The 5912-nt window shown below is 69.8% G+C and carries 5 protein-coding genes; 3 read left to right on the forward strand and 2 right to left on the reverse strand.

Going from position 1 to position 5912, the window contains the following annotated elements:
- The first annotated feature begins 65 nt into the window (after positions 1-65).
- Positions 66-293: a hypothetical protein gene (locus BIU91_RS17245; protein WP_071406418.1), complete on the forward strand. Its 228-nt coding sequence runs from the start codon at positions 66-68 to the stop codon at positions 291-293.
- Between the two features lie 6 nt (positions 294-299).
- On the opposite strand, the gene BIU91_RS17250 is transcribed toward BIU91_RS17245, so the two are convergent.
- Together BIU91_RS17250 and BIU91_RS17255 are read right to left on the reverse strand one after the other, a co-directional pair.
- The gene (locus BIU91_RS17250) at positions 300-1250 is read right to left on the reverse strand and encodes a GH25 family lysozyme (RefSeq protein ID WP_139196629.1); all 951 of its coding nucleotides are present in this window, start codon (positions 1248-1250) and stop codon (positions 300-302) included.
- Between the two features lie 148 nt (positions 1251-1398).
- On the reverse strand, positions 1399-2676 hold the full coding sequence (locus BIU91_RS17255; RefSeq protein ID WP_071406419.1) for an acyltransferase: 1278 nt from the start codon (positions 2674-2676) through the stop codon (positions 1399-1401).
- 106 nt (positions 2677-2782) lie between these two features.
- On the opposite strand from BIU91_RS17255, the gene BIU91_RS17260 reads away from it, so the two are divergent.
- Both BIU91_RS17260 and BIU91_RS17265 read left to right on the forward strand, forming a co-directional pair.
- On the forward strand, positions 2783-4654 hold the full coding sequence (locus BIU91_RS17260) for a hypothetical protein (RefSeq protein ID WP_171907873.1): 1872 nt from the start codon (positions 2783-2785) through the stop codon (positions 4652-4654).
- Positions 4655-4764: 110 nt separating this feature from the next.
- On the forward strand, positions 4765-5796 hold the full coding sequence (locus BIU91_RS17265; RefSeq protein WP_071406421.1) for a lysylphosphatidylglycerol synthase domain-containing protein: 1032 nt from the start codon (positions 4765-4767) through the stop codon (positions 5794-5796).
- Positions 5797-5912 lie beyond the last annotated feature (116 nt).

A 5912-nucleotide genomic window follows, 5' to 3' on the forward strand; every position in this document is an offset into this window, starting at 1 on the left:
GCCACGGGCCTCCTGTCCGTTCGTGGTGGCCGAGCGCCGGGGGCGCGCGCCCCTAGGCTGACGACATGACCGAGCGTCGATCCCTCACCGTCGCCGGCGGCGTCACCGCCGCCATCGGCGGAGCCGTCTCCGGAACCGGGGCGCTGATCCTCACCGTGTCCGCCGCGACCGGCGGGAGCTTCCCGTTCGGTGCGGCGTTCCTCGTCTTCGCGGGTGGGCCGTTCCTGCTCGTCGGCGCGGTGCTGTTCGCCGTCGGCTGGTGGCAGGGCCGTCGATCGCGGCGACGTCCCTGACGGGCGTCAGCTCGTCCGGGACGCGAAGCGCTTCAGGTACGTGATGTCGTTGCGGTAGACGTCCTGGTCGCCGGGGAGCGTGCCGCTGGCCGCCCACTGCCAGAAGGTCCACTTCGACCAGCTGCGTCCGAGGGTGCCGGGGGTGGTGAAGTTCTTCACCGGGTAGATCGCGACGAACAGCGGGTTCTTCGCGAACTGGTTGCTGTTGTTCGTGCAGCGCTTCCACCAGTCGGTCGTGGTGTAGATCGCGGGGTACCGACCCGTCTTGGCGACGACGGTCCGGTTGAAGTCCTTGATCCAGGTGCGCATCGCGCCCCACGACTTGCCGTAGCAGGTGCCCTGGGCGGCGCTGCCGTACTCGATGTCGAGCAGCGGCGGCAGCGTCTTGCCGTCCTTGCTCCACTGGCCGCCGTGGGCGAAGAAGTAGTTCGCGGTCGCGGCGCCGCTCGCCTGGCTCGGCTGGGCGTAGACGTAGCCGCCGCGGTACAGGTTGCGCTGCTTGGCGGTGGCGTACTGCTGCTTGTAGGTGGAGCTGACGTACGAGGTGCCCTCGGTCGCCTTCACGTACACGAACCGGGCGCCGTTGCGGTAGGCCTGCAGGAAGTTGACGCTCGGCTGCCACGCGCTGATGTCGAAGCCCTGCACCCGGCCGGGGGGTGGCCCGCCGGCGGTGGCGGCAGCGGCCGACGAGCTGAGGGACTGTGCGCTCACGCCGCCACCCGAGGTCGCGTCGGGGGAGGTCGTCACGTGGGTCTCACCGGCGTGGGCGGCGATGCCGGCACCCATGGTGTGGTTGCCGGTGCGGTCCATCTCGGCGATGGAGAGCTGCTGACCGGTGTCGGTGCCGGCGGGTTCGGTGGCGGTCGCGCCGACCGCCGGGCCACTGCCGAAGGTGATGACCCCGGCGACGGCGGCAGCGGTGCCGAGCCCGAGGATCCTGCTGATGGGTGCGCGCATGTGGTCTCGTCTTCCCTGTCGAGATGCCGTGGGCCTGATCTCCCACGCCGCGGTCCGAGCGATGCTACCCGGACTCGGCGACACCTGTCCGTGAGACGCACCCGGGCGGCGTCCGCTGCAGCGTCAGATGCGGCGGACGCTGTCGGGGCTAGCGGGCGGTGCGGGTGCCCTCGTCGTCCGTCTCGACCTCGGGCAGGCGCCCGCGCGAGGAGACCTCGCGGGTGGCGTGCTTCTGCCGGCGGTTCAGGAAGTTGCGCTCCACGAGCCACCACATCCCGACGCAGATCGCCAGGGTGATCGGGATCACCACGAAGACCATCATCAGGAACTGCCACTTCGGGTACAGGCCCATCGGCAGGAGCAGCAGGTTGCCGAGTCCGAGCAACGGGCTGTGGAAGAGGTAGATCGTGTACGACACGAGGCCGGCGAGCACGAACGGCTTCCACGCGAAGAAGCGTGCGAGCCAGGTGTGCTCCCCGGTGACCGCCTTGCGGCCCATCCAGGTCAGCAGGATGCCGGCGAAGATGCCGAGGACGACCTCGGACGGCCAGGTCTGGTGCTGCCAGTAGTCGCGGTTGCGGAAGAATACGAGGAGCATGCCCACGAACATCGCGGCCACGAACGTGCCGCTCTGCCACCGCGGCCCGCCGAGCTTCGAGGTGTTCAGCTTGCCGGTCAGGTGCTCGTCACGGGCCTTGACGGTGAGCTCGGCGGCGAGCATGCCGACCGCGAAGAGGCCGACGAACCACGGGTGCATCCACGAGTAGCGGCTCTCGGCGCCCATCCACATGCCGATGAGGACCAGCGAGGACGCGGTCGCCCATCCGCCGAAGACCTTCCAGAGCGGCAGGATCAGCAGCGGCATGAGGAAGTAGATCTGCCACTCGACGGCGACCGTCCACATCGGGCCGTTGATCTTGCCGATGTACTGCGGGAAGAAGTCGTGCACCAGGAAGAAGTGCGTGAGGAACGTGCCCCAGCCCATCGGCAGCTTCGTGTCCCACTGGGTGCCGCCGGGCTGCCCCATCACCGGGACGAACAGGATGATGAGCGCGAAGACGACGAGCGACGCCCAGTACGGCGGGATGATCCGTCGGGCGCGGCGCCAGATGAACTTCCAGAAGCCGCCGGGCAACCGGTAGCGGTCGAACCGGGTCACCACGGGCAGCATCAGGACGTAGCCGGACAGGACGATGAACAGCGGGACGCCGAGGTAGCCCCACCCGATGAACGGTCGGAGCCACGGCAGTTCGGTGGGCCCGGTGCCGGTCGTCCCGGTGAAGAGGTACGCGTGGTAGAACACCACGGCCAGGGCGGCGAGACCGCGGAGCCCGTCCAGGTACGGGAACTCGAGCCGGCCCCCTGCGCGGGGAGCGGCCGCCGTCGGTTCGGCTGCGGATTCGGCTGCGCGGGTTTCGGTGGCCAACGAACGTCCTCGAGGTGGTCGGAGCGGGGTCCCCGGCAGTCTCCCACACGCCGAGCGGGGGTCGCGATCCGCCTCGGTGCGGTCCGACAAGCGAACGGATGTCATGATGAAGCACGTGACCGTGACGACGACCGCACCACCGCAGAGCACCCACGAGGCCGCAGGACGGCGTTCGGGGGCGGGTGCGCGACGGTACCGGCACGTCGTCGCACCCCTGATCCTGGGCGTCCTCGTGGTGATCGGGGTCGCCCTGAGCGCCGCCGTGGCGTACCACAACCGCCTCGGCGTGACGAACGTCGACGGCATCTCCTACATGGGCATCGCGCGCGAGTACGCGAACGGCTGGCTGCCCGACGCGATCAACGCGTACTGGTCGCCGCTGGTCTCGTGGATGATGGCGCCGTTCATCGCCCTCGGGCTCGGCATGCAGACGGCCTTCGCGATCGTGAACTGCTTCGCCGTGGCCGTCGTGCTCGGCATCGGCGGGTGGCTGGTCTGGTCGCAGAACCACCGCATCGTCCCCGCCGTGCTCTTCATGGTCACCGCGATCCCCGCCCTGATGAGTGCCGTGTCGGTGCAGACCCCGGACCTGCTCGTCGTCGCGTGGATCGTCGGGTTCCTCTGGGCGCTCCGGTGGGCCGACCAGGCGCTCCACGGTTCGACGCGTGCGCGGGTCGCCTCCGGCGCGGTGCTCGGCGTCGTGGCCGCGCTCGGGTACTTCACCAAGCTCTTCCTGCTGCCCGTGGCCGTCGGTGCCGTGATCCTCTGGCTGCTGCTGCGCGTCTGGTCCGCCCGACGCCGCCGTGAACCCGTCCGGCACTGGTGGACGGCCCCGGTCGCCACGATCGTCGTGTTCGCCGTCGTCATCGCCCCGTGGGTCGGCGCACTGACCCTCAAGTACGGCACGGTGACGCTCGGGTCGTCGCTGTCGGTCAACATCGGTTCGAAGTTCGACGACGGCGGCCGTGCCACGGACTGGCCGTTCCTGCCGGTCCCGCCCAACGACCACGCCTTCTCGCCCAACGAGGACTTCACCCCGTCGGTCTACAAGCAAGGCCCGATGGACAACCCGGACCCCGCCGTGGTGCCGCCGCCCACGCAGTCGACCACCGAGGACACCGCGCCGAAGGTCACGAAGGAGTCCGGCATCGCGGCCCGCGCCGGGTACTACCTGCACGAGCGCATGCTCGCCCTGCCGTACTACCTGCAGAAGATCAGCACCTTCGCCCCGTTCGCGGCGCCGATCGCCCTGCTCTTCGCGGCGGCACTCGTCATCGGTGTCGTGCGGTTCCGCCGCTACGCGTTCACCTGCATCGTCGCGGCGACGACCCTGGTGTACTTCGTCGGCTACGGCATGATCACGTCGTCGTCGAGCGGCGGCGGCAACGCCCGGTACTACTGGCCGCTGTTCTACCTGACGGCGATGATCGGGGCGCTCATGCTGCCGGCCGTCTGGCGGCTGGTGCGCCGTCGGGGCGTGGTCCGGACGATCGTGGCGTGCGTCGCGATCGCGGTCGTGCCGATCGCCTCGTACACGCAGAACTGGTTCGGGTCCCCGGCGCCGTTCTACCCGTCGGTCAACCGCACCGAGGCGCTGCGCGTCTTCGGGCCGACCGACGTGCCGGAGATCGTCCGGCTCGCCGACCAGATCCGGGCGAGCGGCGCGCTGCCCGAGGACGCCACCGTCATCGGCTCGAACTACCGCTCGCTCTCCTCGCTCGCGTTCCTGACCGACACGCGTGTGTACGGTCGCTCAGGTCAGGGCTACACGTACCACTCGGACGCGATGCGCAACCTGTTCATCGACGAGGGCGTGCAGTACTTCGTGCAGTTCGACCCGGCGACCGCCCCGGCGCGTGACTACTCGGTGGCCGGCAAGCTGGTCGGCACGTACAACGCGACGATCTCGTGCAGCGCGGACCGCTCCACCGACCCGGAGATCCCCTGCCGCGTGCAGATCGTCAAGCTCGCCCGGTGACGCTCGACCGGTGACGTCCCCGGCACCCGCTCCCTGCGGCAGCACCGCAGGGAGCGGCCCGCCCCAGCGTCTACCATGACCTGAGCCCGTGACCTGAGCAGGAGACCCGTTTGTCCGCAAGCACCAGCGACACCCCCGCGCCCGAGGGGAAGCGTCCGTCGAAGCGACGACGGTTCCTCGGCAAGGCGATCCCCATCGCCTTCTACGTCCTGCTCGCGGTGTTCCTCGTGCTGTACGTCCGGAGCGTCGACTGGGGACAGCTCGCCGGGCTCGACTGGCAGTGGTCGTGGGTGATCCTCGCGACGGTGATCAGCCTCGGCTTCCGGTACTGGGGCGTCGGCATCTGGTTCTACCTGCTGCGACGGCTCGGTGCGACCGGGCTCAAGGGCAGCGGCGTGACCCTGACCTACGTGTACGCGAAGTCCTGGATGGGCCGCTACATCCCCGGTGCCGCGACCTGGATCATCGGCAAGGTCTACTTCGCCTCGAAGCACGGCGTCTCGAAGGCCCGCCTCGGCGTGAGCGGGCTGCTCGAGGGTGCCCTGCAGATCGCCGCGACCCTGGCCCTGGCGCTCGTGCTGCTGCTCATCGACCCGCGGACGCACAACCTCGACCCGTGGCTCATCGTCCTGATGATCGCGGCGTTCGTGGGCTGCGTCGTCTGCCTGATCCCGCGCGTGTTCGTGTTCCTGATCGGGATCGCGCTGAAGATCCTGCGTCGCAAGCCGCTCGAGGCTGACGTCCGTCCGAACCTCGGCACCGTCCTCGGCGGAGCCGGGCTCTACGTCGCGGGCGCGGTGCTGTCCGGCACGGCGTACTACTTCATCACCCTCGGCGTGTACCCGTCGCTGAAGCTCACCGACGCGGCCTTCGTGATCGGTGCCGCGAGCATGGCCTCGGCGATCAGCATGCTGGCCGTCTTCGCCCCCGGTGGACTCGGCGTCCGCGAGGGCGTGCAGGCCCTCCTGCTGGCGCTCGTCATGCCGCCGCCCATCGCACTGGTCGTGGTCGTCGTCACCCGTGTCTGGAGCCTGGCGGTCGACGGACTCTTCCTGCTCTGCGCTGCGGCCCCCACGTGGTTCCGGCGCAACCGCCCGACCGACGACCCCTCCGCGGTCGAGGGCGGCGTCCCCGCCGCCTGACGCGCGTCGCGCGCGGCGTTTCGTGAGCAGCAATGGTCGGGTCCGGATGACGGACCCGACCATTCCTGCTCACGGAGTGGGGCACCGGTCGCGCGTGCGGACGGACGGGAGGCCCG

It is taken from the genome of Curtobacterium sp. MMLR14_002, assembly GCF_001864975.1.
Taxonomy (GTDB): Bacteria; Actinomycetota; Actinomycetes; order Actinomycetales; family Microbacteriaceae; genus Curtobacterium; species Curtobacterium flaccumfaciens.

Bases quoted from the DNA above. Each gene is read 5' to 3' on its own strand.
- BIU91_RS17245 (WP_071406418.1), top strand. From the start codon at position 66: ATGACCGAGCGTCGATCCCTCACCGTCGCCGGCGGCGTCACCGCCGCC.
- BIU91_RS17250 (WP_139196629.1), bottom strand. From the start codon at position 1,250: ATGCGCGCACCCATCAGCAGGATCCTCGGGCTCGGCACCGCTGCCGCC.
- BIU91_RS17260 (WP_171907873.1), top strand. From the start codon at position 2,783: ATGAAGCACGTGACCGTGACGACGACCGCACCACCGCAGAGCACCCAC.